This is a genomic window from Corallococcus macrosporus DSM 14697, from assembly GCF_002305895.1.
GTDB lineage: Bacteria > Myxococcota > Myxococcia > Myxococcales > Myxococcaceae > Myxococcus > Myxococcus macrosporus.
In genome coordinates, this window is record NZ_CP022203.1 from 5,981,022 (window position 1) to 6,005,204 (window position 24,183).

Consider the following 24,183-nt stretch of genomic DNA (forward strand, 5'->3'; position numbering starts at 1 on the left):
TCATGCCTGATAACCATGAAGGCCCCCCCGAGTTCCTGACGGTCGATGAGGCCACAGCACTTCTGCGCGTGAACCGGAAGACGCTCTACGAGTCGATTCGGCTGGGACAACTCCCAGGCGTCGTTCGCGTCGGAAAAGCGCTGCGCATTCGACGGGAGTCCATCGTAACGTCGCCCTCGGGAAAGGGCCGCGATTCTGCGCTTAGCACTACTGCGTCAGGGGTAGGCCGAAGGGGGAGTGGGTGATGGAGGGCTGGGCTGGCAGGTCATGGTTGCATCTGCCACCAGCGGCCCCACTCATGAAGGAGATATGGACACCTTCATGAACGCCGCTGCGGTGCAGCGGCTTGAGAGGTACTTCCAGCAAATTGGCGAGGTGCTGGGCGAGGAGAGCCGACGCGGCTCGTTCGCCCTCTACGCCATGGGCCTGCTGGGCGAGGGGGAGCGCAAGAGCGTGGAGCCCATCGCCGCCCGGGCGTGTCCGGACCCCGAGCGGGTGGATGCCATGCACCAGCGACTGTTGCACTTCGCGGTGGACTCGAGGTGGAGCGACCGGGAGGTGCGGCGCCAGGCGGCGCGGTACGCGCTGGAGGCGATGACGCGGCGGGAGTCGGTGGAGGCGTGGATTGTGGACGACACGGGCTTCCTCAAGCAGGGCAAGCACTCGGTGGGTGTCCAGCGGCAGTACACCGGCTCGGCGGGGAAGGTGGCCAACTGCCAGATTGGCGTCAGCCTCAGCGTGGCCACGCGTACCGAGCACCTGCCCCTCGACTTCGAGCTGTACCTCCCTGAGTGCTGGGCCAACGACGAGGCGCGCCGCCGCGAGGCCCGAATTCCCGCCGAGGTTTCCTTCCAAACCAAGCCTCAACTGGCGCTGCGAATGATTGAGCGGGCCGTGGTGGACGGCGTGGCGCCAGGAGTCCTCCTGGCGGACAGCGCCTACGGCAACTCCAGCGACTTCCGTGCGCGCCTTCGCGCGCTGGGCTTGCATTACGCCGTCGCGGTGGCTGCGCAAACGGGCGTCCGCCTCCTGGACGCGAAGGGCCGTCCTCGAAAGGACGCGCAAAGCGTTTCAGACCTGGCCTGGCGCATTCATGAACGAGGCGGCTTCCGACGGTGCACCTGGCGCCAGGGCACGCAAGACGCCTTGTCAGCACGCTTTGCCCTGCGCCGCGTCGTCGCCGCGGGCGTCCCCCAGCGCGAGCAGGAGCCCCTGACGTTGCTCATTGAATGGCGAGACGGCGAGCCCGAGCCCGCCAACTACTTCCTGATTTCCCTGCCAGAAGGACGAACGAAGCGGCAGCTCATCCGCCTAGTGATGCAGCGATGGAGAACCGAGCGCGTCTACGAAGACCTCAAGGGGGAGTTGGGGCTGGACCATTACGAAGGCCGCCGCTACCCCGGCTGGCATCACCACGTCTCCGTCGCGCTGTGCTGCTACGCTTTCCTCGTGGCCGAACGCACGCGGCGTTTTCCCCCCTCGGCCCGAAGGGCGGCTGAAGCCCACGCGCAGCCCCTCTCGGCCTGAGCGCCACTTCCACGACAGCTTCATCACCGCACGACTCGCGATGGCGCGGGTGATTGCCACCTGGATGCCGCGCTGTCCCACCTGCCACCGCGCCAACCAGCACCGCACCTCTCGTCGCCTGCTCGGCCTCCCCGTCCACCCCTCGGGCCCCTGACGCAGTAGTGTTAGGAGTCGACGATGAGCGCCAGGTTGCGGAAGTGGACGACGAAGGAAGGAAAGTCTGAGGAGGCGTGGCAAGTGGACTTCGTGTTTCAGCACGCGGACGGACGGAAACAGCGAGTCGTGAAGTTCTCGCCCGTCCAGACCCGTCGGGGTGCTGAGCAGTACGAACGCGAGCTGCGAAGCGCCTTGCTCAACGGGACTTTCGGAAAGGAGCAGTGCGGCGAGGAGAGCCCCATCACGATTGCGGACTTCACCCCGCGACTCCTCACCTACAGCGAGAACAACAACAAGCACTCAAGCGTCGACAGCAAACGACAGATTCTCAGAGATCATATCCTCCCATTCTTCGGGAAGGTGGCGCTCGCGAACATCGGCTTGGCCGAAATCGAAGACTTCAAGGCGCACATGCGCAAGAAGAAGTCGGCAGCTCACAAGCGGCAGGACTCCGCGTCAAAGCGAGCCATCCGGAAGCGGCAGCGTAGCGAGCCCAAGCCCCTGAGCCTGAAGACCATCAACAACGTGCTGACCGTGCTTCACAAGCTCCTGACGCTGGCAGAAGAGCATGGGGTCATCCGGCAGGCGCCGCGCGTAAAGCCCTTCGGGAAGCTACCGAAGCCTCCCTTCGACTTCCTGAGCTTTGAAGAAGCGGATCAGCTTCTCGCCGTCGCTGAGCCCGAATGGCGCACGTTGCTGCGCGTCGCCATCAAGACGGGGCTTCGGCAGGGGGAGCTGATCGGGCTCCAGTGGCACGACCTGACCCTGACGCGGGGCCTGCTTCACGTTCGCAGGACCATTTGGCGCGGGATAGAGGGTTTGCCGAAGGGTGGGCGTGAACGGACGGTCGACCTGCCCGCCTCCGTGGTTGATGCGCTCAACGCCCACCGGCACCGTCGGGGGCGGTTCGTCTTCTGTCAGGAGGACGGGCAGCCACTCACCAAGGGCAAGATGGCGGCACCGCTGGGTCGCGCCCTCCGGGCGGCGGGCATCACCCGCGAAGTGGGGCAAATCGGCTGGCACGATCTGCGCCATACCTACGGCAGCCATCTCGCGATGAGGGGTGTCCCGCTGAAGGTGATTCAGGAGCTGATGGGGCACGCGACCATCGAAATGACGAATCGCTACGCCCACCTGAGCCCCGACACTCGGAGAGAGGCAGTCGCCGTTTTGGACCGGCCTCTCGCTCTGCCGTGCGACATACGTGCAACATGGAAGGAGGCCGCTCCTAACCACACGTAATCACTGAACAATTCAATGCACGAGCCGGGGATCGAACCCGGACGGCCCTTACGGGCCAGCGGATTTTAAGTCCGCTGCGTCTGCCAGTTCCGCCACTCGTGCCCTGCTGCGAGCAGCACCCTACAGGGGCTGTCCTGCCTCCTGCAAAGGCCTCGTGCAGGCCCCGGCTCCCCCCCTTGCCGTCGGGAACCCAAGCAGGCCTGGGCGCCCATTCCGCGCCTTGGGAGCGCCCAGGCCCCTTCCCGGAGCCCCAGAGGGATGCGCCAACCCCTCAAGAGTGTTGAAGAATCCAGGACCCTGGGTCGGATTCACCGTCTGGGCGGCCGGTTCCGGGCCCCTTCTCTTCACAGTTCGACGGCCGGGATGTGCTCCACCGTCGCATCCCGCCTGACCCTGTTATAAAGCGCCCCCCATGCTCGAGACCGTAACCAAGGGCTTCCGCGCCGCCAAGAACCGCCTCGCCGGCAAGAGCGAGCTCACCCCGGAGCTGGTCGACGAGTCGCTGCGCGACATCCGCGTCTCCCTGCTCGAGGCCGACGTCGCCTTCGACGTCGTGAAGAAGTTTGTCGCCCGCGTCCGCGAGAAGTCCGTGGGCGAGTTGGTGCAGACAACCGTCACCGACACGGCTGGCCAGAAGCGCAAGGTCAGCCCCATGGACCACTTCATCAAGATCTGCCACGACGAGCTGGAGGCCCTCATGGGGCCCGTCGACACCAGCTTGAAGCTGAAGCCCCAGGGCCAGCTCTCCGGCATCATGATGGTGGGCCTCCAGGGCTCCGGTAAGACGACCACCACCGGAAAGCTCGCCAGCCGGCTCCTCCAGGAAGGGCGCAAGCCCCTGCTCGTCGCCGCCGACATCTACCGCCCCGCCGCCGTGGACCAGCTCAAGGTCCTGGGCGACCGGCTCAAGGTCCCCGTCTACCACGAGCCCGGCATCCAGCCTCCCGAGCTCGCCAGGCGGGGCTACGCCGCCGCGCGCGAGCAGAAGTGCGACGTGGTGCTCATCGACACCGCCGGCCGGCTCGCCATCGACGAGGCGCTGATGGCCGAGCTGGAGTCCATCAAGGGCAACGTCCAGCCGGACAACATCCTGCTGGTGTGCGACGCGATGATTGGTCAGGACGCCGTGCGCACCGCGGCCGAGTTCGACCGGCGGCTGACGCTGGACGGCTTCATCCTCACCAAGCTGGACGGTGACGCCCGCGGCGGCGCCGCGCTGTCCATCAAGGAAGTCACGGGCAAGCCCATCAAGTTCCTCGGCATGGGCGAGTCCATGGACAAGCTGGAGGAGTTCCGTCCGGCGGGCCTCGCGGGCCGCATCCTCGGGTTCGGCGACATCGTCGGCCTGATGAAGGACTTCGAGAAGGTCGTCGACGAGAAGAAGGCCGAGGAGGACGCGAAGAAGCTCCTCTCCGGCCAGTTCACGATGAAGGACTTCGTCGAGCAGATCCGCATGGTCCGGAAGATGGGACCGCTCAAGGACCTGCTGGAGAAGTTCCCCCTCTTCGGCGACCTCACCGAGCACCTCAACCCGGACGAGAAGGAGCTCACGAAGATCGAGTCGATGTACGACTCGATGACGGCGAAGGAGCGCCTGCGCCCGGACACCGTCAACAACAGCCGCATCAACCGCATCGCCAAGGGCAGCGGCCGCAAGGTCGAAGAGGTCAAGGAGCTGCTCCAGAAGTTCGGGATGATGCAGCAGGTGATGGGCACCATCGGGCAGAACCCGGGCCTGCTGGGCCGCATCCCCGGCTTCAAGCAGTTGGGTCAGCTGTCGCAGATGAAGAACATGGACCTCTCCAGCATGTTCGGCGGTGACCCGAAGATGATGGAGAAGATGATGAGCGGCGGTATGCCCGGCATGGGCATGCCCATGCAGCTTCCGCAGATTGCGCCCGGCTACACGCCGCCCATGGGCCAGGCCGCCATGGCCAAGGCCCGGCTGATGGGCTACGCCCCGCCCTCCGCCGCCGGCAAGAGCGAGGACCGCGACGCCATCAAGGAGCGCCGCAAGCGGGAGAAGGAGAACAAGAAGAAGAACCGGAAGAAGAAGTAGGCCCCTCGCGGCCCCGGTGCCCACGCCCGCCTCCCGCATCCGTGCTGGGAGTGCGGGCGTTCGTGTTTCTGCACTGGGGTCCTGCAAGCGAGACTCCCGTCTCGACTGGTCCATGGTCGAGGCAGAGCGCTCCCTTGCCCTCATCTCGCAAGAAGAGGCAGAAGAGAAGCGGCCGCCTCACATCCCGGCCACCATTCCGAGCGCCCAAGCTCGGAACGGTTCTTGCGGTGAGCAACGGCATGCACCATCGACGACGCCTTTTTCCCCTGTTGTTCGTCTTCTCCGCAGCAACGGCATGCATCAACGTTCCGGAGGTCGAGTCGCCCCCGAACAGGCCCGACGCGGATGCTGGCTCGACGTCCGATGCAGGCTCCGAGGAGGTTCAGCCACTCACCTTGCTCGACACATTGCCCGCTGCTGGGTCGACGCAAGTCTCACTCGAAATGCTGCCCGTGCTTACGTTCTCAAGACCTATCGAAGCGGACTCATTGAGCTTCGTCATCCAGCCCTCGGTGACACTGGCCCGAATCGAGTGGGCCAATCAGGGAGCAACGGCCATTTTGCATCCCTGGTCGCGGCTAAGTGAGAACACAACCTACACAGTCACCGTCGATGCCAAGGACCTTGATGGTCACCCCCTGACAGGAACACGCTCCTTTACGTTCACCACAACGGGCCCCGCCCCCGACACAACTGCGCCCACCATCCTCAACACGACGCCCGGCCATGCTGCCATCGGCGTGCCCCGTGACGCGGTCATCGAAATTCTCTTCTCTGAGCCCATGGAAAGGACCTCGGTCCAAACCGCCTTCGCCATCACATCGCCCGCTGGCCAAAATTCCGGAAACTTCTCCTGGAATGAAGCCGACACGGTGATGACCTACACGCTGCCTATCACCGCGGCGTATGGCACCACTCTGTCCTGGCAAATTTCCGCTCTTGCCAAGGACAAAGCAGGCAACTTTCTGACAGAGGCCAATCACCGAGAATTCAGGGTCGTTCGCCAAGGCTCAATGGTACTGCCCATTGTTTACGCGATGAGTGGCAGCATCACGACCTCTGACGTGCCAGACTCCCACTACCGGAATTACGCTATCTACCAGATTGAGCGCATCGGAGATAACAGCGCCAATCAAAGCAGTCGGCTCTTCCTCGGGTTCAAGCTCGACGCATTGCCTTCGGTTCTCATCCGAATCAACCAGTCGACAATCAGGTGGTGGGCCACCAATCAACTAGGCCAGCCATTCGAAAAGCTTGGGCCGCTCCTGATGGAGCCTGTAGACGTGGGCGAGTACCTACCCCAGACGTCCGTCGAAGAGCCTGATAGCCCAGTACTCACTGCAGCTTACAACGCGCAACCACGAGCCACCGGTCTCACCATTACTGCGGCAGAGACTGGCTTGCCGGGACAGTTCGACGTCACGCCATACGTGGCACAAGACTGGGCAGACCGGGTGGAACGAAACCATAACTCCCAGTTCCGTCTCCGTTTCGCCCGAGAAACCGATAACAACGACGATACAGACGAACTACGTTCAAGCTCAGGCACGTATCCCACTCTGGCTGAGCTAGAGGTCGTCTACGAATATCCGTGACATAATGAATGGGGCGAGCCGTGAGTGGGCGGCTCGCCTAACGGCGCCCACCGGAGTCACTATTCCTGTCGTTTGGGAACCACGAGGCCCTGGCTCAGGCGCTTTAGCACTCGCTGTTTCTGGCGCCGCTTGTAGGCCTCGTGAGCATTGTCGCCGCGCTCGTTGAGCCGCGCGGTCTCCTCGTCGACAATCTGAAACTCGACCAGCGAGATGATGATACGCCCCTTGCGCTGCCGGGTGTCTTCTTCTGGCAAGGGAAGGTAGGCATCCATTCGCATGGGTAGGTCCACCACGAAGTTGAGCGCGCGGTAGGTATTGCCCGAAAAGGCGTTCCCCCCAGCGATCTCTCGGTCCTCGTAATCACGGTCCAAATGGAGTCGCGGGATGTACTGCTCGAAGTGAGGGTTCTCAGCGAGCACAGACTTGAACGGCATCAGCGTGTTTTCAGTCTGCCCCGGGACAACCAGGTGAAAGGGAAACAGGCGTTGGGCGAGATAGTAGAGAACAGGCAGCAAGTCCTCCCGCCTCCGGGTCACCACTCGAAACCGGGTCCTATCGTAGACTTGCGCGGCAACGGTCTCCTTTTTCGCCAGCAACTTGGTAACGAGCGAGTCCTGGGTCTTGATGGAGTGCGCGAACTCCACAATAGGCAGCCCCTTCGACTGCATCTCGGCGGCGACACCCATCACCCGTTCCATGATGAGTTCTGCCAACTCCGCCTCTGACACAGGTAGCCGGAAGAGCAGGTCTCGACCTTCAATGTGCTGGATGACGTGCATGACCTTCAGCACGACACACGCAATCCTGCGATGACGAGGCACCCCCTTCACGCCGGCCGCATAGAGAAACAGGTCGTGAATCTCCGCAGGCCGTGCGACCGCATCCGCCACACGGTAGTTGAACGTCTTACGCAAGTATTCGACAGCTTCGGACAATACGCCCCGAGCCCACTCCTCATCGTACGGGCGTGATAGGTCCAGTTGAAGCAGACGAAGGAAGTTGTCGACCTCGTCTCGCGTCTGGAAGTGCATCCTCCGCCAGTCGATGACCGACCCACCGCGGAGTATGAGCCGGATGCGCTCGAGCTCGCGGAGTCCCATTTGCGCCACCGTGCGAATGGGGATATCCGGCAAAACAGGTGTGAGAGAGGGGGCCTTCACACCTGAGCTTCCTAGCCGAGCCGACTCCGATGGGGAAGCGCTCTCAAACGAATGAGGGCCCTCACCAGGTGGGAGAGGGCCCTCGTTCTTACTGCAGGGTCCGCCAGCTACTGAGCGGAGACAACGCGGTTGTTCTCGTATTGGACCTGGCTGAGCACGCGGCCGTCCTGAGCAAACTCCTTGACCAGCCCGTTTTTGCGGCCCTCTCTGTACTCCTCGATGCGCTGGGGCTTCCCGTTCGGGAAATACCGGACGCGCTGGCCATGCCAGCCACCATCCTTGAACTCGGAGGTGCTTTCAAGCACGCCCGCTTCATCAAAGAACGTCCAAGTTCCCACCTTGAGGCCGTTCTCAAACTGGCCTCGGACGGCCAACTTGCCATTGGGGTGGTACGCGACGTAGGGCCCCTGAGCGGATGACCGACCGTGCTTGGAATCGACCCTAGAGCACATCAGGCCTTCCGTCTTCGTCCCCGTCTGAACGGTCCCAGCCGGACAGGATACCCTCCCGACAGGGCCCTCCGCCAAAGCAGCCGGAGCCATCAGCGCCAGCGAGAGGGGCAGCGCTCGCATCAGATTGCCAACCAACATAGACGCTCCTTTCAAGACGCCGGGATGCCGGCGCGCTCAGGCTCATGACGATTGAAGCGTGGCGTAATTCAACGCGTCCCAATTGCCACGATGAACGCGCTCGCCGACCAAGCGTCGAGTTGACGTTCACGATGAAAAAGCCCCGCCCTTGGAAAGGCGGGGCTTCGAGATCAACTACCAGCTCGCCTGCTCACTGGTAGTTGGACTGGTGACAAACGAAGTTGCCGTCCTTGAAATAGAAGCCGGCGGAGTTCGTCGTGCTGCTCGCACCGACGCACAGGCTCACGATGATCTGAGCCTGGTCGTTGTTGGCCCCCGACACGGTGTAGTTACCCGAGGAGCTGCTAACCACCGCGTTGTCCCGGCCACCATCCGTGACCACGTAGAAGAAGTCACTCAGATCCTGCGAGCGCGCAGGGAACGAGGTGCTGGAGTAAGCCGAGACCCGGATGCGCAGGCGCTTGGGCGCGTCTGAACCGCAGAAGCTATCCGTCGCCGCGCTAACGGTCTCCACCTTGTAGATGATGGGGCCCGTGTTGCCGAGATCCGCCTTGTTGGGGAAGTTCGTGTAGTTCTGGCACGTCGGCGCGGGCGGCTCGGAGCAGGTGCCGCTGGAGCAGATGAGGCCGTAGTCACAGGTGGACAGGCCCTCGCCAGAGCAGCTCTCGCCGGGCTCGGGCTCGGTGTCACCCTCTTCGCACTGGCCGGTGGTCGTATCGCAGGTCCGGCCGCTCGTGCAGTCCGCGTCCGACGAACAAGCCGTCACGCAGACGTTGTCCAGGTTGGAGCAGACCAGGTCCGTGGACTCGGAGTCCGTGCCACCGTTGCAGAGCACGTCCGTGGAGCACTGGCAGATGCTCGTGGTGGCGTCGGGGCCCGTGCCGCCCAGGGGGGCGCAGGTCTTCGCCGTGGAGGGGCAGTCCGAACCAGAGTTACAGGTCTGCACGCAGATCTCGGCGGTCGGATGACAGATTTCCGACTCGCCACACTCGTCATTGCTGGAGCACGCGCCCGGGGACGTCGAGTCGTCACCGCAACCAGCCATGAGACCGCTCATCGCGCCCAGCGCCGTGAGCATCAACATCATCTTGCGAAGCTGCATGTTGAGATTTCCTCTTGTTTGGAACGCCGCCCGGGGGGCCTCCGGCCACTGCTACCAAGCCCCAACAACCCTGCGAGCGAGTCAGGCTTAGCCCCGCCCATCCGGACGTGTCAACGAGTGTCGACGCCCTCCGGACGGCGGCCGGGCCCGAAAATTCACCCGATGCACAAGCAGACAGCAGGAGCGGAGGCCACCGCGACGCCCATGTCGCGATGGCCTCGATGACGCTCCAACTTTCAGAAGGTGAACGGAAAGTCGATGGGCTCGCCCTGCCGCTTGTGACGCGGGAAGGACCAGCTCTTGATGAGCCCGGAGATGCAGCTCGCCATGTAGGTAGAGCGGAACTCATTCGTGCGGCACGACACCGAGGACGTCTTGCCGCTCGTCTGGATGGTCCAGCGCATCACCAGCTTGCCGCTCAACGAGGGGTCCTTCTTCTTCTGCTCGTTGACGCACTTCACGATGGCCGGCTTGTTGGCCAGCACCACCGCCATGATGTCCGACTGCTGCAGCCGGTCCGGCACCCCGCCCCCCGGCTCGGGCGGGACGTATGCCGTCGGACGCGCAGAGGACGGCTTCGACGACGCCGGGCTCGACTTCTTCGTCCCGAACAGCTCGTCGAAGTCATCGTCCGAATCGCTCGACGACGGCCGCTCGTTGCGCGCGGGCGCCGAGGCGCGCGGCTCCGGCTCCTGCCGACGCGACGAGTACGAGCTGCGGCGGCTGCTGGGACGCTCGACCTTCGCCACCACCGTCTCCGCGGGCTTCGGCGTCTCCGCCGGAGGAGCCGTCGCGACAGTCGTGGGCGGCGTGTTCGCCGGAGGCGTCGGCGTGGCCGGGGGCGTGCTCCCCGGCGCCGCGGCCACTTCCGTGGGCGGCGTGTTCGCCGGAGGCGTCGCCGGATTCGCGGGCGCCTGGGCCACCACGGGCGCCGTGTTCGCGGGAGGCTGCGCGGGCGCGGCGGGAGGCGGCGTGGCCACGGGCGGCGCCGCTGCGACCGGAGGATTCGCCGGCGCCGTCTCCGCGCTCGCCCCACCCTTCATGAAGAACGCCGCGGCGCCACCACCCACCAGGAGCAGCCCGGCGGCGATGCCCACGAAGAGCCCCGTCTTCCCCCTGCCCCCACCCTGCCCCGCTCCCGGCGGCGGATAGGAGGCCGGATAGTTCGGCTGCGGCGGGTACGGCGCGGGCATGGGCTGCGCGTACTGAGGCACCGGCTGCTGCCCATATGGCATGGGCGCGGGCTGGGCGTACTGCTGCGGCACCGGCTGCTGCCCATACGGCATGGGCGCGGCCATGGGAGGCGCCATGGCCACGTCCGCGCCCCGAAGGGACGGCGAGGACACCGGCTCCGGCGGCGGCATGGGCACATCCAACAGCCGCGACTGCGACACCGGCTCCCGGCCCAGGGCGGGCGCGGGCGTCGGAGGCGGCTTGGACAGCGCGTCGTTCTCTTCCTTCACCAGCGAGGCCAGCACGCTGGCCGCGGACGGCTTCCAGCCCACGGGCTCCTCGGAGGCGCTCGCGGGCCCGGAATCACCGCGCGCCCCCTTGCCCGCGCTGAACGCGGACTGCACGGGGCCCGAGGACACCGTGGGCGTCGAGCCCGACACGGGCTCGGGCGCGACGATGACGGGCTTGGAAGGCCGCGGCGCCAGCACCGACGCAAGCTCCGCCGTCTCCGACAACGGAATCCAGTCACTGAAGCCCGAGCGCCAGCAAAGGCTGTCCGGGCCCACTTCGCCGCGGTCCCACAGGTCCTTGACCTTGTCGACGTTGAAGGGACCGACCTGCTTCTCGTCGATGGCCACGTACCACTCGTGCGCCGCCGCGTTGGCCTTGGCCTCTTCCTTGTCCGGCTCGGCCTCCGCTTCCGCCAGCTTGCGCACGTTCTCCGCGGACGCCTCGCGGGCGGCGGCCTCATTCTCCGCGTCGGTGGAGATCTTCTGCGTGCCGGAGCTCAGCACCTGGTCGAAGACGGCGCCAATCTCGTCCTCTTCCACGTCCGTGAAGAGCCCCCCCTCGGGTGGGGTGCCCAGCGTCGCCGGCATCGCCGCGGCGGTCGTGTCACCGCCCTTGCCTGGGTCAGCCGACGCGGCAGCCTCGGAGGTCGAGGACTCCGTCGCGGAGTCCTTTGCGGCCGTCGCGCCAGCGGGACGCACGGTGATGGTGTGGCCGCACTTCTTGCAACGAACCTTGACCCCCTTGGGGCCAATCTTGTCGTCGCTGATCATGTACTGCGCGCGGCAACTGTCGCAGACGAAACGCATCGTTCCCGTAAGCCTCGGAAATGACGGGAGAAATCCCGCCTGAATCGTAGAAGTGGCAGCCGGAGGGGTCAAGGTTCGGAGCCAAGTCCGCCCGCCTGCCGTTTAACGCACGAACCCCACGTCGCGGTCTGTCCCTACCTGCGCACCTGTACCTCCACGTGCGTACCCAGGGCGACGCGCAGCGCGTGCAGGTCCTCGGAGGTGGCGAACACCAGCAGTTCCCGCAGCTTGTTGCGCACCGGGACGCGGAAGGCGGAGCCCGTCTCGCCCTGCACCATGCGGCGCACCGGCTCCATCTCTCCGGCCGCGAGCAGGCCCGCGCGCGCCGCGGTGAGCTCCGCGCCCTCCAGGTACTGGCGCACGGCCTGCGGCGTGGCGGTGGGCAGCCAGGCGCGGGCCGCCTTCGCCAGCGCGGCGCGATCCGGCTCGTTGAGGCTCCGCTCCAGCAGCCGGCGCTCCGGCTCCACCAGGTGCTGTGCCTCCGCGATGCGCACGTTCCCCACGACGAGGCTCAGCGCCGCCTGGAGGATGGCCTCCAGCCGCTCGGGCGCCACACGCTGGCTGAAGGCCAGCTCGGAGCGCGCCAGGGCCAGGGTGCGGCCCAGGAGGTAATAGACCTCCTTCTGGCCCTGCTCCGCGAAGTACTTGCCGCCCACGCGCAGCGAGGCCGGGTGCGTCTGGAGCAGCTCCACGTGGATGAGCGGCTCGGGCGCGGGTTCATTGGAGCGCTTCGCCATCCGCTCACGCGTGGCCACCAAGAAGGGCGAGTACAGCTCCACCGCCTCCATGCCCAGCACGCGCGCCACGTACCGGTAGTGGTGGACGTGGTACTCGGGCGCGCTGGCCACGTCGATGCGGTGGCGCTTGGGCACGAGCTGGTACTGCTGGAACGGCACCGCGTACAGGTGCCCCACCTTCGCGAAGAGCAAGCCCAGCAGCTCCGCCAGCGGGCCGCGCGCCTTCGGGTGGAACAGGTGGTTGTGCCAGAGCTGGTCGTTCAGCGACCGAGGCTCCACCTTCTCCTTGTTCTTCGCGTAGGGCCCCAGCTTGGTGAGGATCTCCTGCTCGTCCTCCCCTGCCTCGCCCAGCAGGCCGGACACCGCCTGCGCCGCGAGCCAGGCGCCGTCATAGTCCTTGCGCAGCGCGGACAGCCGCACCAGCGCGCCCACCACCTTGCGCGGGTCCGCCGTGTTGGGCAGCGCGCGGCGCAGCGCGGCGATGGCCTCGTCCTCGCGGCCCGGCATCTGGCCCGCGAGGTCCGCGAAGGCCTCCTGCACCGCCGCGTCGTCGGGCAGGCCCTTGGCGGCCACGCCGTACGCGGCCACCGCGCCCTCCGGGTGCTTGAGCACCTGGAGGTACAAGTCGCCGAGCGCGCGCCACAGCGCCATGCGCGCCACGTGCGTCTCCGGCGTCTTGGGCAGCCGGCCCAGCATCTTCGTGTAGTTCTCCTCGAGCTGCTTCCACTGGCGCGCGGCGCCGAGCATCGCCTCCAGCGCGCTGAAGGCCTCCACGAAGCGCGGGTCCAGGTCCAGGGCGGCGTTGAAGGCCTCGGTGGCGCCTTCCACGTCCTTCAGGTCATCGCGGCGCAGCTCGCCCAGCGCGAACCAGACGCGCTTGGCCTTGTGCGGCTCCAGGCCCAGCGCGGGCAGCGCGAGCATCCGCGCCAGCACGTCCGCGGCCTTCTGGCCCTGGCGCGTCTCACGCAGCAGCACATAGAGCTGGTCCATCACCTCCGGCGCGTCCGGCTGCGACTTGAGCGCGTTGGTGAAGGCGTCAATGGCCATGTACGGGTCGTGCAGCTCGTCGCGCGCGATGCGGCCCAGCTCCAGGCACACCTTCGCGCGGGCCTCGCCCTCCAGCACGCCCACCAACTGCTGCCGCAGCTCGGCGGACTTCTCGTACTGGCCCTCCTTCTCCAGGAGCGCCACCAGCGCGCGCAGCGTCGGCTCGTGGCCCGGGTCGATGGCCAGCGCCTTCTCGAAGTGGTTCTGCGCGCGGTCCTTCTGGCTCAGCGCGGCGTGGATGTCACCGAGCTGCCAGTACACCTCCACCACCTCCAGGTCCGTCAGCTCCTCGCGGTGGTGGATGAGGATGGTCTGGAACACCTTGAGCGCGCCCTCGTAGCGGCGCGTCTGCACCAGCAGGTTGCCGTAGCCCTCCAGCGCGGGCAGGTACGTCGCGTCCAGCTCGTAGGCCTTCTCGTAGCAGCCCAGCGCCTTGTCGCGCTTGCCCAGCTTCTCCGCCACGTAGCCCAGGCGGTAGAGCTGGCGGCAGAGGTCCGCGGCGGAGACGGAGTCCTTGTCCGCCACCGCCATCTCCGCCATCTTCCGCGTGACGATGTCCAGCATCCGCTCGCCGGACGCCCAGTCCTCCTGCGCGATGTACACGTCCGACAGCGGGCGCGCGGCCTCCAGGCTGTCCGGGATGTGCTTCAGCGCTTCCTGCCAGTAGCCCGTCGCGGTGTCACGGTCCTCGCGCGTCTCCGCGTGGTAGCGCGCCACGTCCAGCAGCGCGCGGCCCTTGGCGACTGGGTCCTCGGTCTGCTCCGCCTCCTGGCGCAGCGTCTGCTCGTAGCCGCTCCAGTCCTGCTCCTGCTCCTGGATGCCCTTGAGGGCGCGGATGCTGGGCAGGTGGCCCGGGTCCACCGCGAGGGCCTGCTGATAGGCGCCGCGGGCGCTGCCCGTGTCCATCAGCATGTCCTCGTTGATCTTCCCCAAGCGGTAGTACAGCTCCACCGCGTCCTTCGACTGCCCGGCGAGCTCCGCCTCCTTCGACAGCATCTCCAGCGCGAAGGGCCAGTTGCCGCTGCGCTCGTACATCGTGCCCAGCGCGTGCAGCGCCGGGCGGCACTCGGGGTCCACGGAGAGCGCCGCGTGGTAGTTGTTCACCGCGCGGTCCAGCGCCTTGAGCTGCTGGTACTGGACGTTGCCGATGTCCACGTAGAGCTCGGCCTGCTCCTGCGGGCTGACGGCCAGCGCGAGCTGCCGCTCGTACGCCGCGATGAGGTCCTCCCACCGCGCCTGCGCCCGGCGCAGCCGGATGAGCGTCTTGATGGCCTGGACGTTCTGCGGGTCGATGGCGAGCACGCTCTCCACGCACACGTCCGCGTTCGCCGGGTTCTGGTACTTGTCCTCCCAGAGGGTCGCGCTGCGGAAGAGGACGCGAATCTTCTCGCGCCAGTCGTCGCTCAGCTCCAGCATCCGCTCGTAGATGGCGAGCAGGTCCGCCGGGTGGTCCAGGCGCGTGTGGAGCCGCTCCAGCGACTCCAGCGCCTCGCGGTTGACGGGGTCGAACTCCAGCGCCTGCCGGTACGCGGCCACCGCGGACTCGTCGTCGCCGAGGTCGCGCTCGTAGACGCCCGCCACCTCCACCTGGATGCGCGCGCGCTCCTCGATGCTGTCCGCCAGGTCCCGCGCCCGCAGCAGCGTGGACGCCACGTCCGGCCATGAACGCTGCCGGCGGTACAGCGCGGTGAGCACGCCGAGCGTCTCCGCGTCGGGCTCGAGCTCCAGCGCCCGCAGCAGCGCGCTGGCCGACTCGACGGGGTCCTCCAACTGCTCGTCCCAGACGCGGGCAATCTCGCGGAGGATGCCCTTGCGCTGCTCGATGGAGCCGGCGGCCTCCAGCTTCTGCTCCAGCGCCACCACGTACTCGCGCTGACGTCCGCGCCGCTGGAACACCGCGGCGAGCCCGTCCAGCGCGGTGGCGTTGGTCGGGTCGAACTCCAGAATCTTCCGGAACGCCGCTTCCGCCGCCTGCGGGTCGTCCAGGTGCGTGTCGTGGACGCGCGCCAGCGTCGCGTAGAGGCGCTCGGCCAGGGCGCCACGGGGCAGCTCGTCGGCGACCTCTTCGTAGACGGCGGCCAGCTCCTCGTGGCTGCCCGTCTCGTCGGCCAGGCGCTCCACTTCCTCGCGCAGCGTGTCGTCCGACGCGTCCAGTTGGAGCGCGCGGCACAGCGCCAGGAAGGCCACGTCCTTCTGCCCCAGCCGCGCCTCCTGCACCCGGGCCAGCTCGCGCAGCGCGGCCAGCTTCTCCTCGTCGGTGACGAGGTGGGGCAGGTAGCGGTCCGTCACCTGGGCGTACGCGCGCCAGTCATTGTGCGTGCGGTACAGCTCACACGCGCGCTCGTAGGCCGTGCGGTTGGCCGGGTCCAGCTCCAGCACCTTCTCCAGCGCGCCCGAGGACAGCTCGGGCTTGCCGCCCTGCCCCACCCACAGGTCCGCCACGGCGAAGTACGTGGCCACGGCCTGCTCGCGCTCCTCCGTCAGCAGGTGCACCTGCACCTTCAACTCCAGCGCGCGCACCGCGTCGTTCCACGCACGCAGCGAGACGAAGAGGTCGTGCACGCGCTCCAGCTCGGGCACCTGGTGCGGCTCCACCTCCAGCGCGCGGCGGGCGGCGTCCAGCGACTCCTCGCGGCGGCCCATGCCGGCCAGGACTTCCGCCAGGCGCAGGCGCAGCGCCTTCACGCCGTCGCTGCTCTCCTGGAGCGGAATCAGCCGGCGCAGCACGCCCACCAGCTCTTCGCGCTGGCCCGTCTCGTCGTACAGCTCGCGCAGCGTGTCGAGCACGCCCCGGTGACGCGCGTCCCGGTCCAGCGCGGCCTTGAAGTACGGCACCGCCTGCTCCGGCTGCTTCAACAGGCGGTACACGACGCGGCCCACGCGCTCGTTGAGGCGCACGACCTCGCGGGGGTCCAGCGTCACCGCCAGCCGGCCCTCCAGCAGCTCGCGCAGGTCCTGTGCGCGGTCGGCGCGCTCGTACAGCGACTCCAGCGCGGTGAAGGCCTGCTCGTTGCGCGCGTTCTTCGCCAGCAGCTCGCGGTACAGCTCGATGGAGCGGTCCAGGTCCGCCAGGCCTTCGGCGGACACCTGCGCCATCTTCGCCAGCACGCGGTCGCGCTCGGCGCCCGACACCTTCTCCGCCTGGAGCTTCAGGATGCCGTAGAGCTTCTCCGACGCGCCGGCCCCCTCGTAGATGCCCTCCAGCAGCCGCGCCGACGCGAGGTGCTCCGGGTCCAACGCCAGGATGCCTTCGTAGGCCCCCGCCGCGCGGTCCGGGCTGTCCAGCCGCTCCTGGTAGAGCTGGCCCAGGCGGAACAGGTAGCCCACCCGGTCCGCGGGCGCCTTCTCGCCAGCGACCAGCGCCTCCAGGATGCCCGCCAGCTCCGGCCAGGCCTCCAGTTGGAGGTACAGCCGGTCCAACGCCACCAGCGACGGCTCCTGCACCGTGGGGTGCAGCGTGCGCGCGCGCTCGTAGTAGGAGACCGCGCGGTCCGGGTCGCGCAGCTTCGTCTCCAGCATCTGCCCCAGCCGCAGGCAGACCTGCGCGGCGTCCGCGGCCTCCGCGATGCGCGGCAGGGCCTCTTCGTACGCGGCCAGCAGCTCGTCATAGCTGGCGGACGCATCCGCCGCGTTCTCCAGCCGCGCGCGAATCGGGGCGTCGTTCGGGTCTTCCTTGAAGGCGCGGAAGAGCGCCAGGAAGGCCAGCTCCGCCTCCTCCTGGGACTCGCGCAGCGTGGCCAGCTCGCCCAGGAGCGCCTTGCGCTCGAACGCGTCGCCGGACACGCCGACGCGCATCTCGATGACCTGCGCCAGGCGCGAGATGTCGCCGCTGGCACGCAGGGCGCGCAGCAACGTCTCCACCGCGAGCAGGTTCTGCGGCTCGCGGGACACCAGCGCCTCCATGCGGCCCACCGCGCCCGCGTGGTTGGGCTGCACCGACAGCACCTCGCCGTACAGCGCCAGCGCGCCGGTCCGGTCCAACAGCCGCGACTCGCGCACGGTGGCCAGGCGGAACTTCAGCTCCAGGCCCTCCTCCGCGGGAATCAGCGCGATGCGGCGGGCCAGCGCGTCCGCCAGCTCCGGCCAGCGCTCCTGCTTCTGGCAGAGCGCCTCCATGCGCTCCAGCGTGGGCAGGTCATCCGGCTTGAGCTCCAGCAGGCGCCGGAAGGTGGCGAGCGCGCCCAGCGCGTCCTGGAGCTGCTCCTCCTGGAGCGTGCCCATCTGGAAGAGCACCGTGGCGCGCCGCGCCGGCTCCTCCTCCACCGCGAGCTGCCGGCGCAGCACCTCCAGCAGCTCCGAGGGCTTGCCCTGCGACGCCACCAGCCGCACCGTGCCGTCCAGCGCCTCGGTGTCCGTGGGCCGCAGCTCCAAAACGCGCTTCCACGAGGCCAGCGCCTCGGTGGGCTCGCCCAGGTCCGTCTGGATGCGGGCCAGCGCGCGGTACAGCTCGGCGCGGGAGGCATCCCCCGCCTTGCCCACCACCTCCGTCAGGACGGCGGCCAGCTCCTCGGGCGCCTCGGCCTGGTCCACCAGCGAGACGCACAGCTCCAGCGAACGCAGGTCGTCCGGCAGCTCGCGCAGCGCGCGCGTGGCGGCCAGGAAGCCCATCTCCGCGTTCTCCAGCGAGTTGGCGTAGATCTCCGCGATGCGGCGCAGCAGCGCGGCGCGCTCCTGCGGCACGGCCTCCGCCGAGGCGCGGGACTCCAGCATCTCCACCTGCTTCAGGTGGTTGCCCACCGAGGCGAAGATGGGCTCCAGCGCGCTGGCCGCGGCGCCACGCAGCGGGCTCTCCGAGCGCGCCATCTCCTCCAGCGCGCCCACCGCGCCAGCGTGGCCCGCCCGGCGCGTCAGCACCGACTGGTACAGCTCCAGCGCGCCGCGCGGGTCATCCAGGCGGGACACCTTCAGCCGCCCCAGGCGCACGCGCAGCTCGGACGCCTCTTCCTGGGCGCCGCGCTCGTCCGCGAGCTGAACCTCCCGCTCGATGTGCTGCGCCAGCTCCGGCCAGCGCTCCATCTCCGCCAGCACGCGGCCCAGCAGCTTCAGCGCGTTGGCGTTCTCCGGCCGCAGGCCGAGGATTTCCCGGTACGACTGCGCCGCCAGCGCCTTGTCCGCCAGCGTCTCCTCCGCCAGGTGCGCCAGCTCGAAGAGCAGGTTCACCTGCGAGGAGGCGTTGGGCTCGGCCGCCACCTGCCGGCGCATGACGAGCGCCAGCTCCCGGTGCGCGCCGGTGCGGCGGTGCACGCGGGCGAGGGCGTCCAGCACCGCCTTGTTCTGCGGGTCGCGGCGCGACACCTCCTCCAGCGCGCGGACCGCCAGGTCGTAGCGCTTGAGGCGGTTGTCGTAGATGCCGGCCAGCCGCCGCCACAAGTCACCCGCGAGCGGCTCCTGCGCGCCGCGCTCCAACTGGTCCTCGTAGGCGGCCGCGACCTCCTCGAAGGCGCCGGAGTCGGCGGCGAGCCGCTCCAGCTCATCGCGCACCGGCGCCTCCTGGGGCGCCTCGTTGAAGGCGCGCAGCCGCGCGACGAAGGCGAGCGACGTCTGCCCGAGCGCCTCGCGCAGGGTGGCGATCTCCTGGATGTGCTCCAGCCGCCGCTCGGGCGCCACGCCCGGCAGCAGGACCTCGAGCACGTCCACCAGCTTCCGGGTGTCGTTGACGCCGCGGTAGACGGGCTCCAGCAGACGCGCCGCCTCGGCCCGTGGCGCCTCGTGCGCCATCAGTCGCTCCAGGCCCGCGACCACCTGTCCATCCCCGGGCGCCAGCTCCAGCAGGCGCCGGTACACCGGCAGCGACTCCGCCGGCCCCACTTCCTTCTCCAGGAGCTGCGCGCGCTTCAGCAGCCAGTTTCGCCGCGCGCCCTCATCCGCCGCGCTGTCCGCGAGCTGGTCCAGCACGTCCGCCTGCTCCACGAAGCGCCGCGCCTTCGCGTAGAGCTTCTCCAGCGCGAGCAGGCCGTCGGGCACCTTCCGGAGCGCCAGCGCGGAGCGGTACGTCTCGATGGCCTTCGCGTCCTCACCCGCGTTCGCGTAGGCCTCACCCGCCTTGAGGAGCAGCCCCACGCGCTCGTCCGGGTCGGTGGAGAGCTGCGCCTGACGCGTGTAGACCTCGGACAGGCTCTTGGCGTTCTGCCCCTTCTCGTACAGGCGGGAGAGGGCCTCCAACGCCTGCCGGTCCTGCGGCGCGTCCGCCAGCAGGCTCTTCCACAGCCGCGCGGCCTCCTCGGGCTGGTCCAGCGACTCACGCAGCTCCGCCGCGCGCCGCAGCAGATTCAGCGCGGAGGGGTCCCCCGCGTTCAGCTCGGTCGCCGCCGTCTCGTAGATTTCGGCCAGGACCTCGTGCGAGCCCGTCTCGCGCGCCAGCCGCTCCAGGTCGGGCTGCACGCCCTCCCGGTCCAGCCCCTGCGCGAAGGACTTCACCGCGGACATGAACGCCAGCGAGGGCTGGAGCATGTCGCGCTCGTAGATGCGGCGAACCTCCCCCGCGAGGAGGATCTTCTCCACGGTGAGCGCGGAGGCCATGCGCGCCTCGCGCAGCGCCACGCGGCGGGCGTGGTCGCCCACCTGCACCAGCACCGGGTCCAGCACCTCCAGCGCCGCGCCGCTCGCGGGCACCGCCGCCTTCACCCAGGCCTCAAGCGCCGCGCGCGCGCCGGGGTGGCCCGGGTCCTCGGCGAGGATCCTCCGGTAGAGGCCCAGTGCCGCGTTCGGGTCGTCCAGCACGGTGCGCTGGAGCTCCGCCAGGCGGAAGGAGACCTCACGCCCCTGCGGGCTCTGCCCCTCCTGGTTGCGGCGCAGCGCCAGCGCCCAGGCCAGGTCGGAGTGACGGGCGCTCTCGGTGTAGAGCCGGTCCAGCGTCGCCGCGGCCTCGCGGCTCGCCGGGTCGCGCTCCGCGATGATGCGCCACGCGTCGGCCGCGCTCTCCTTGTCCATCAACTTCGTCTCGTGCAGCAGCGCCGCCTCGCGCAGGAAGGCGAGCTGCTCGGCGGGCTCCGGCGACGCCGCGGCCAGCTTCTCCAGCACCTCGGCGAGCGCGGCCCACTCCTCGCCCGCGCGGTGCAGCCGCTGCAGGGCGCGCAGGCAGTCCAGGCTGCCCGGCTCGATGGCCAGCAGCGCGCGCAACGCCTGCACCGCGCCAGCCTTGTCGTCCAGCTTCTTCTCCTGCACCTCGGCCAGCTCGCGCAGCAGCGCCAGGCGCGCCGAACCGACGTCCCCCTCCTCGGCCAGCTCCGCGAGAATCTCCGCGTAGCTGTCCAGCGAGTCCGCGTCCTCCGCCGCCTGCCGCGCCGACGAGCGCAGCCCCGCGTCACCCGGCGCCAGGCGCAGGGCGCGCGCCAGCGCCGCGAAGGCCAGCTCCGGCTGGCGCAGGTGCGTCAGGTGGACCTGGGCCGCCTGCCGCAGGGCCTGCACGCGCGCGCCGTCGTCCTTCGCCACCTCCGCCAGCACGTCCAGCGTGGCCACCAGCTTGCGGTGGTCCTTGGTGCGCTCGAAGGCGGGCACCAGGACGCGCGCGGCCGCCTCGCGCGCGGGGCCCGAGGCGAGCATCGCCTCCAACGCCGCCAGCGCGTCCGGGTCCGTGGGACGCTGCAGCAGGATGTCCGCGTAGCTCTGCACCGCCTCCGCGCTGCCGTCCTGCGACTCCTGGAGCAGGTGCGCGCGACGCAGCTTCAGCCGCGCCACCTTGTCGGCGTCTCCCGCCGACTCGGCCAGGGCGATCATCCGCGCCAGCGTGTCCCCCAGCTCCCGCGTGCGGCCGGCCTTCTCGTACAGCTCCGCCAGGCGCGGCAGGTGCCGGCCTTCCTCGGCGCCGTGGGAGAGCGCGGACTGCAGCGCCTCGGCCGCCTGGGCGGCACGGCCCAGCTCCGTGTTGAGGTCCACCAACTGGAGCAGCAGCTCCAGCCGCTCCGGGCCACGCGCGCCCTGGATGCGCTTGCGCAAGAGCCCCTCCGCGTCCGCGGACCGGCCCGCGCGCCCGTACAGGCGAACCAGCCGCTGCAGCACCGCGTTCGACTCGGGCGCGCGGCCCACCGCCGCCTCCAGGGCCGTGATGGCCTCCGCCGCGAGCGCGCCCTCCTCCGCCAGGCTCGCCGCCTCCAGCAGCAGCGGCACGGCCACCGCGGGGTCCTCGGACTCGGAGGCCAACGTGCGCAGCGCGCGCCCCAGCTCCGCGTGCGCGGACAAATCCCTGGCCAGGCGCAGCGCCTCCGCGCGGGCCCCTTCGTCCTTCGCGTCCTCGCGCAGCGCGCGCACCCGCACGTCGAAGGCCGCGCGGCTGTCCGCGAGCTGCTTCTCGTGGATGCTGGCCAGCAGCGCGAAGAGGCGCTTGCGGGCCGAGGACTCCGTCGTCACCTCCAGTTGCTGCTGGAGCGCCGCCACCTGCCGCTGGTGGTCACCGCTGCGGCCGTAGTGCGAAGCCAGCGCCTCCGTCACCTCCGCCGTGCGGATGCCCGCCGCCGCCAGCCGCTCCAGCCCGCCCACCACCACGCCGGTGGAGACGTTCTCGGAGAGCAACCCGAGGAACAGGTCCGTCGCGTCCTCCTGACGGCCCAGCCGCTCGGCGTACAGCTTCGCCTGGCGCGCCGTCCATTCGTTGCGCTCGAGCTGCGTCTCCGCCAGCCCCGCGAGCCGCCCCGCCAGCGCCGCCGCCTCGTCGAACTTCGACAGCGCCACGCACAGCGCCTGCAGCCGCTGCACGCCCGCCGCGTCCTCCGGCGCCATCTGCACCCACTGGCGCGCCAGCGGCTCCAGCTCCTCGGGCCCCGCGCCCGCCGCCTCGCGCCGGGACAGGTCCGCTTCCAGCCGCGCCTTCGGGTCGTCCGCGAGCGCCGCGGCCGCCTGGAGCGACTTCACCGCCTCCGCCGCGGCCGCGTCCCCCGGGACGCGCGCCAGCACCTCCCGCCACGCGGCCTCCGCGCGCACCGGGTCCGCCAGGGAGCCCTGCAGCAACTGCGCGAGCTGCCGCCAGAGCGTGGCCGCCACCTCCGCACCCGGCGCCGCGTGCGCCGCGCGCTGCAGCGCCAGCGCCAGCGCGGGCTGCGCCTGGGCCTTCTCCGCGTGCTCCACCACCGTGCCCAGCAGCAACGGCCGGCCCGGCTCCAGCTCCAGCGCGCGTGACAGCACCTCGAAGGCCCCGCGCGCGTCGTCCTTCTCCTCGAACATCAGCGCGAGCGCCTCGCAGAAGGCCACCCGCTCCGGGCGAGGACGCGGCGCCAGCAGCGCCAGGTCCAGCAGCGGCACCACCGCGTCCAGCGCCTCGTCCTCGGCCAGCAGGCGTGCCAGGTGGAAGGCCGCCAGCGCCTGCGTGGGGTCCAGCTTCAGCGCCGCTTCCAGGTGCTCGCGCGCGGCGTCCGCGTCCCTGAGCTGCGTCAGGAACAGGTCCGCCAGCCGCAGCCGCATGCTCGCCTGGATGGAGCGGTCCTTCACCGTGCCCAGGTAGCGCTCCAACACCGCGACGGCTTCCGGAGCCCGGCCCTTCTCCAGCAACTGCTCGGCCGTCAGGCTGGCCGCGTCCGCGCGGGACGGGTCCGCCGCCACCGCCTTCTCGAAGGCGGCCAGCGCGCCGTCCGCGTCGTTCATCCGGCCCAGCCGCAGCGTGCCCACGCGCAGCCACAGGTCCACCTGCGCGGTGCGGTCCTTCACCTCACCCGCCATGGCTTCGATCTGCGCGACGGCCGGAGCGAAGTCACCGCCCGAACGCAGCGTCAGCTTCTCGATGAGCGACAGCCCCTCGGGCATGCCCGGCCACAGCAGGAAGCAGCGGTCCAGCGCCTCCTTCACCTTCGCCGCCGCGCCCGGGTCGTACCAGGCGAAGAGCTTCGCCACGAGCAGCGACAGGCGCGCCGCGCTCTTCCGGTCACGCTCCTCCAGCGACATGCTGCGCAGCATCCGCACCCGGTCACGCCAGGTCTGCTCGAAGCGCTGCAGCGCCCGCGCGGCCTTCTCCAGGCGCGCGTTCCGCGGCTCCAGCGCGCGGGCCACGTCCACCACCCGCTGCGCCAGCTCGTGCTCGGTGGGGTCGTCCACCAGGCGCTCGGCGAACGCGGCGTACTCCTCCGCCATGCCCTCGTCGCCCAGCGCCGCGCGCTCCCGCTCCAGCGCCTCGAAGGCCGGCTGGAAGCGCTCCTCCGACAACAGCAACTGACGCACGCGGCGGAAGACGGCGCGGTCCGGCTTCGCGCGCGCCGCCCGCTGCAGGCACAGCACCGCCCTGTCCCGGCGGAACAGCTTCTGCTCGTAGACGTCCGCCGCCTTCAGGTAGTGGCCCGCGCTCTCCTCGCCCTGCGTGACGCCGCCCAGGCGCTCCAGCACTTCCGCCAGCGCGGCGCCGTCCTGTCGCGACTCGTGCAGCCGCTTGAGGCCGCGCAGCGCGGGGAGCGGATCCTTCGCCACCAGCAGCGCGCGCTTGAGCAGCTCCTCCGCGCGCTGCGTGTTGCGCTGGCGATCATGCGCGAGCTCCGCGGCGCGGCACAGCAGGCGCACCGCTTCGTCGGAGACGACATCGCGCGAGCGCCCCTCATAGAGGCGAATCAGGTCCTCGACCCGGCCGGCCTTTTCGAGTGCCGCTTCGGTTTCAACGAAGGTGCGGTCATCGGACACGCGCAGCGTGGGACGCGACGAGGGCGTGGGCTGTTGCATGGAGGGGCGGGCCTTGGAATGGAAAGAAAAAGCAGCGAGGGCGCCAGTGACCGGAACTCTACCGGT

10 protein-coding genes and 1 tRNA gene are annotated in these 24,183 nt (G+C 69.2%); 5 read left to right on the forward strand and 6 right to left on the reverse strand.

The annotated features are described in order from the left end of the window. Positions 1 to 2: 2 nt before the first annotated feature. From MYMAC_RS23925 to MYMAC_RS23935, 3 genes are all read left to right on the forward strand, one after another. Positions 3 to 245, forward strand: coding sequence for a helix-turn-helix domain-containing protein (locus MYMAC_RS23925; protein WP_095959764.1), 243 nt, complete (start codon positions 3 to 5; stop codon positions 243 to 245). A 76-nt stretch (positions 246 to 321) separates the two neighbouring features. After that, a complete protein-coding gene (locus tag MYMAC_RS23930) occupies positions 322 to 1,527 on the forward strand; it encodes an IS701 family transposase (protein ID WP_095961669.1) in 1,206 nt (401 codons plus the stop codon). A 177-nt stretch (positions 1,528 to 1,704) separates the two neighbouring features. Then, on the forward strand, positions 1,705 to 2,925 hold the full coding sequence (locus tag MYMAC_RS23935) for a tyrosine-type recombinase/integrase (RefSeq protein WP_013941418.1): 1,221 nt from the start codon (positions 1,705 to 1,707) through the stop codon (positions 2,923 to 2,925). A gap of 16 nt (positions 2,926 to 2,941) precedes the next feature. Here MYMAC_RS23935 and MYMAC_RS23940 read toward each other — a convergent pair. Then, positions 2,942 to 3,027, reverse strand: a tRNA-Leu gene (locus tag MYMAC_RS23940). A 310-nt stretch (positions 3,028 to 3,337) separates the two neighbouring features. Here MYMAC_RS23940 and ffh point away from each other — a divergent pair. Further along, positions 3,338 to 4,984 (forward strand): signal recognition particle protein, encoded by a 1,647-nt coding sequence (gene ffh, locus MYMAC_RS23945; protein WP_095959765.1) that lies wholly within the window; start codon positions 3,338 to 3,340, stop codon positions 4,982 to 4,984. Positions 4,985 to 5,211: 227 nt separating this feature from the next. After that, positions 5,212 to 6,579, forward strand: coding sequence for an Ig-like domain-containing domain (locus MYMAC_RS23950; RefSeq protein WP_095959766.1), 1,368 nt, complete (start codon positions 5,212 to 5,214; stop codon positions 6,577 to 6,579). A gap of 59 nt (positions 6,580 to 6,638) precedes the next feature. Here the strand turns inward: MYMAC_RS23950 and MYMAC_RS23955 are convergent, their stop codons facing one another. The 5 genes from MYMAC_RS23955 to MYMAC_RS23975 form a co-directional block, all read right to left on the reverse strand. Next, on the reverse strand, positions 6,639 to 7,739 hold the full coding sequence (locus MYMAC_RS23955; protein ID WP_095959767.1) for a TIGR04552 family protein: 1,101 nt from the start codon (positions 7,737 to 7,739) through the stop codon (positions 6,639 to 6,641). 107 nt (positions 7,740 to 7,846) lie between these two features. Next, on the reverse strand, positions 7,847 to 8,329 hold the full coding sequence (locus MYMAC_RS23960; RefSeq protein WP_095959768.1) for a toxin-antitoxin system YwqK family antitoxin: 483 nt from the start codon (positions 8,327 to 8,329) through the stop codon (positions 7,847 to 7,849). Between the two features lie 190 nt (positions 8,330 to 8,519). Beyond that, positions 8,520 to 9,431 carry a hypothetical protein gene (locus MYMAC_RS23965; RefSeq protein ID WP_095959769.1) on the reverse strand — a complete coding sequence of 304 codons (912 nt, stop codon included), beginning with the start codon at positions 9,429 to 9,431 and terminating at the stop codon, positions 8,520 to 8,522. 236 nt (positions 9,432 to 9,667) lie between these two features. Beyond that, complete coding sequence (gltJ, locus tag MYMAC_RS23970) at positions 9,668 to 11,701, reverse strand: adventurous gliding motility protein GltJ (RefSeq protein ID WP_095959770.1); 2,034 nt, start codon at positions 11,699 to 11,701, stop codon at positions 9,668 to 9,670. 134 nt (positions 11,702 to 11,835) lie between these two features. Then, positions 11,836 to 24,117 carry a tetratricopeptide repeat protein gene (locus MYMAC_RS23975; RefSeq protein ID WP_095959771.1) on the reverse strand — a complete coding sequence of 4,094 codons (12,282 nt, stop codon included), beginning with the start codon at positions 24,115 to 24,117 and terminating at the stop codon, positions 11,836 to 11,838. Positions 24,118 to 24,183: the final 66 nt, after the last annotated feature.